General features: G+C 37.6%; 5 protein-coding genes. 2 read left to right on the top strand and 3 right to left on the bottom strand.

Annotated elements, in window-relative coordinates; translation table 11 throughout:
* The 3 genes from E1140_RS01800 to E1140_RS01790 form a co-directional block, all read right to left on the bottom strand.
* On the bottom strand, positions 1–1956 hold a 1956-nt coding region (locus E1140_RS01800), incomplete at its 3' end, for a ComEC/Rec2 family competence protein (RefSeq protein ID WP_155178423.1).
* Positions 1957–1960: 4 nt separating this feature from the next.
* Entirely contained in the window at positions 1961–2395 is a 435-nt protein-coding gene (locus E1140_RS01795; RefSeq protein ID WP_155178421.1) for a GNAT family N-acetyltransferase, read from the bottom strand.
* Positions 2395–3342: a PhoH family protein gene (locus E1140_RS01790; RefSeq protein WP_155178419.1), complete on the bottom strand. Its 948-nt coding sequence runs from the start codon at positions 3340–3342 to the stop codon at positions 2395–2397. Before E1140_RS01790 ends, E1140_RS01795 begins: the two co-directional genes overlap by 1 nt.
* A gap of 132 nt (positions 3343–3474) precedes the next feature.
* Between E1140_RS01790 and E1140_RS01785 the strand changes: the two genes are divergently transcribed.
* Positions 3475–4242: an SAM hydrolase/SAM-dependent halogenase family protein gene (locus E1140_RS01785; protein WP_155178417.1), complete on the top strand. Its 768-nt coding sequence runs from the start codon at positions 3475–3477 to the stop codon at positions 4240–4242.
* Positions 4243–4339: 97 nt separating this feature from the next.
* Complete coding sequence (locus E1140_RS01780; protein WP_155178415.1) at positions 4340–4633, top strand: putative quinol monooxygenase; 294 nt, start codon at positions 4340–4342, stop codon at positions 4631–4633.
* The last annotated feature ends 49 nt before the right edge of the window (positions 4634–4682 follow it).

Below are 4682 nucleotides of genomic sequence, written 5' to 3'. Positions count from 1 at the left end.
TATCCAGGAAACTGATTTATTAAAGTCTTTACTTAATATAATAGCATCATACTTGAGCTTTTGTTCAATAGTAAGATTCCAATCTACCTTGCCGTCACAAATTAAGATAATCAGTCCATTCACCTGAACGACTTTCAGACCGTCTGCCAATTTAACGGCACTTGAATCAATCTCTATTTGTTCGCTCTTCATCACACCATTCATTAAATGATTTGGTTTGATGTGAAATCTTTGTTTATCAGCATCTGCCAACAGTGTAGCATCACTAAACAGCCTTGAATTGCCAGATTTAACAACATCAAAAGCAGTGTGTCTGTTGACCTTATAAAAGGTGATTTTGTTTACCGAAGAATTCTTGACAGATACATCCCATTGCAATAGAGCAAATACCACCATGCAGCTCACTGCTATGTAGAAATGGATGATCTTCCTTTTTTGAAATAGCAAAAAAGAAAACAGCACAAAGCCGATGATTAACCATGTCTGAGGTGTAGTAATGTACACATCCTTTATTTGGCTATTGGGAATTTTCATAATCCCAAAAACCAACTCATTGATTCCCCAAATCAACTGTTCCATTGAGTATCCCAAAATATCAAAGAGTGGCTCAAGCCATGAAACTGCTAATACAGCTAAACCAAGTATCAGAATACAAAAGGCTCCAGGAATAACTACCAAGTTTGACAAAAAGAAGAAAGTTGGAAACTGGTGAAAGTAAAGCAATCCCAGGGAGAAGGTGGCCAATTGTGCTGCTATGGCCACCGCTGTAATGCTCCAAATTTTATCAACTACCCAATTGGCACTAACAAATTGGGCGTAGATAATTGGCTGCAAATAAACAATACCCAACACTGCCAGATATGATAGCTGAAAACCAACAGACATAATCAGATAAGGATCATAGATTAAGAGCACCAGTGCAGAGCCTGCCAGTGTATTATAGATATTTGTATGTCTGTTCATGGCCTTTGACAAAGCAATGGCCGTAAACATAGTTACTGCTCGTAATACTGAGGGTGAGAAACCTGTGACCGCAGCATAGGTCCATAAAACAAAAATGGAAATAGCAAAGAGAACCCATCTACCAACTGAGTTATTTTGCAATCTCTTCAATACAAAAAGTAGTATCAAATAAATAATGCCAACATGCAGTCCCGATACGGCCAAAACGTGCATGGCACCAGATGCAGAATAGGCATTCTTGATATCATCATTTAAACCATCCTTTACTCCCAAAATTAAGGCCAGCGCAATATTTTGCTCTCTTGGGTTCTTTATGGCTTGAGACAATTTGATAGTTGCCCATTTTCTGATGGCAAATGCCTTGCTTAAAAGGTAGTTGCCGTCATTGTCTCCAATAATTTCAATCTTATCTTTTGTAATAAACTGTGTATGGTAGATGTTTTGAAAGGTTAGAAATCTTTTGTAATCAAACTCACCGGGGTTTTGCGGTGGGCTTAAAAGTGACGGCTTCCCATAGACAAGAATCGACTCGCCATATTGTAATTGTACAGAATCAGACTTTGGAATATACAGATATATATTGCCACTTGCTCCTTGCCACTCCTCATTGGTAAGGACTTTCTCTACCTCTACAAGATTTCTGTGAGTCTTATCCGTTTCATGTCCAACATCAGTCACCAGGCCCTTAAAAGCTTCAATTTTATCCAAATGGATAAAATGATCATCATTCAGAGACTGGTTTGCTATTTTGAGATTGAGATACCCCAGCAGAGATATAGCGGTAAATCCAACAACCGCAAGTATGGTATTGTACTTTGTATAGCTTTTACCTTTAAGAAAAATCCAAAGCAGTACATACAGGATGGCAAATGCTGAGAAAAGAAATAGAGATTGCTCTCTGTCAAGAAGTTGAGGGTTATAAATGGCAAGTAAAATACCAAGAACAAAACATAGGGCAATCCGAACCAAAGCATATGGTACCCACTTCAGCATGCTCCTATTTTTTCACCATTTTCATATGTTCAATGTCACACTCCATAAACACCTCGCCTTCAGGTTCAAAACCAAACTTTTGATAGAGTGGCATGGCAGATAGCTGAGCATTGAGATACATCTTTTGATCTTTATAATCGGGGTGTTCTATAATGCTAATAATACAAGCAGAAACAAGCGCACTACCAATCTGCTGCCCTCTGTATGACTTTAAAACTGCAAACCGCTCCAACTTTACGCCATTTTCGGTAAACCTCCAGCGGCATACACCGCAAGGTGTGGCTGCATCCAAAGCCAATAGATGAATGGATTCATCTTCAAATTCATCAAACTCTTCGGCTCTGGGAATTTGTTGCTCTACAATATATACCTCTTCCCTGATTTTAAAGGCCTTGGCTAAATCTTCATTATTATCAATGGTGATTACTCTTATCGCCATTATTGCTGTGATTTGTCAAATTTATCATAGGCACTGATAATCTCTTTCACCAGTTTATGACGCACTACATCTTTGCCTGAAAGTTCAATAATACCAATACCCTCCACATCCTTTAAAATACCAATAGACTCAATAAGTCCTGATTTTTGCTTTTTAGGTAAGTCAATCTGAGAAGTATCACCAGTAATAATCACCTTAGAGTTAGGCCCCATACGTGTCAGGAACATCTTAATCTGCATAGGTGTGGTATTCTGTGCTTCATCCAACAAGATAAAAGCGTTATTAAGTGTTCTACCCCTCATATATGCCAATGGCGCTATCTCAATAACATTGTTTTCCATGTAATACTTCAGTTTTTCAGCAGGCACCATATCGTATAATGCATCATAGATAGGTCTCAAATAAGGGTCAAGTTTTTCTTTCAAATCACCTGGCAAGAAACCCAGTGTCTCTCCTGCCTCTACCGCAGGTCGGGTGATAATGATTTTTTTGACTTGCTTATTTTTTAGCGCTTTAACGGCAAGAGCAACTGAAATATAGGTTTTACCAGTACCGGCTGGTCCTATGGCAAATACCAAATCATTTTCTCTAACAGCATAGACAAGCTTTTGCTGATTAAGCGTTTTTGGTTTGATAATAAACCCTTTGGTACCGTAGATCAGCACCTCGTCTTCATCAATCAATTTTACCTCAGCTTCAGAAGCCAGGTAATTCTGAACATTTTCTTCAGTGACCTTTCCATATTTATGGTAGTGGTCAATTAGAGAATTAAGAATGTCGTTAATTTGAAGAATTTCGGTTGTTGTTCCCTGTATCCTTATTTCATTTCCTCTTGAAACAATCTTGCTTTTAGGAAAGGCTGAGGCTACTTCATTGATGTTTTTATTTTCTACACCCAAAAAGTCTAATAGTGATACATTTTCAAGAGTTATGACTTTTTCTACCAATAGCTAATTAATTTTAAATGGAATTTTTTCTGGTCAAAATTTAACTAATTTTGCTTAACAAAAATACAGAATAACATCTGCTGTACAAACAAGGTGTATATTTAAAAGACATACAATTCCCTCACTCTTTATATGGCCATAATCACGTTTTTATCTGACTTCGGTGAAAGTGACCATTATGTTGCAGCGGTGAAAGCCAAAATTCTTTCTATCAACAGTGGCATCCAGATTATTGACATCAGCCACAAAATTGAACCTTGTGACATTGCTCATGGTGCCTATGTTTTAAAATCTGTTTTTCGAGATTTCCCTAAAGGTACGGTGCATCTGGTTGCTATTAACTCGGCAGGACAGCAAGGTGATAAGTACATTGCTATCAAACTTGAAGGGCATTATTTTATAGGTACCGACAATGGATTATTTGGGTTGATCAGCGATGCTATGGCTGAAGGACAGGTGGATATAAATGTTAATGCTGTTGCCACTACGTTTCCTGCTAAAGCGGTATTTGCGGCTGTTGCAGCCAAACTGGCTAGCGGCACTCATATTTCAGACATTGGAAAGCCCTTAGATCAATTCAAGAAGATGCTCGGGCGCCACCTTAAAGCCAATAAGAGCCTGATTGCGGGGCATGTTATCAGGGTAGATCATTATGGCAATCTGATTACCAATATTGATAAACCGACATTTGATATTCTGAGTGATCAGAAAACATACAATATAACGTTCAGCAGAGAAAACAGCCGCAGGATAAATGAAAATGTTAACAGTGTTGAAGCTGGCGATATTTTCATCATATTCAACGACCAAAAACTGCTTGAGATTGGTATAAATCAGGGGAATGCCTCAGAACTTTTGGGATTGAGCTACGATAGTCCTGTGATGATTAATTTTGAGTAGTTTACAAGTATTCAGACAACAGTAGTTAGTAGTTAGATAGAGTTAAATATTATTTACAATACTGAATACTAACTACTGAATACTAACCACTAATAAAATGTTAATACGAATTGTAAGAATGACCTTTCAGGAAGATAAGGTAGAGGACTTTTTAAAAGTATTTGAAGAGAGTAAGGAGAAGATCAGGCACTTTCCTGGCTGTAGTCATTTAGAGCTGCTTAAAGATTATAATCATGACAATATTTTTAGCACTTACAGCTACTGGGAAGATGATGAAGCACTGAACAACTACCGTTTTTCAGAACTCTTTAAAGGCGTATGGTCGAAGACTAAGCCTCTGTTCAAAGAAAAGCCGGTTGCCTTCTCTTCTAAAAAATATATTGAAGTGTGATATTGTATTATATTGAATCATTAATCATATTTGCAACCCAATTCAAAAA

Source organism: Fulvivirga lutimaris, from assembly GCF_009711525.1.
GTDB lineage: Bacteria > Bacteroidota > Bacteroidia > Cytophagales > Cyclobacteriaceae > Fulvivirga > Fulvivirga lutimaris.
Note: the sequence above shows the minus strand (reverse complement) of the source record. Positions and strands in the feature narration are given on the sequence as shown.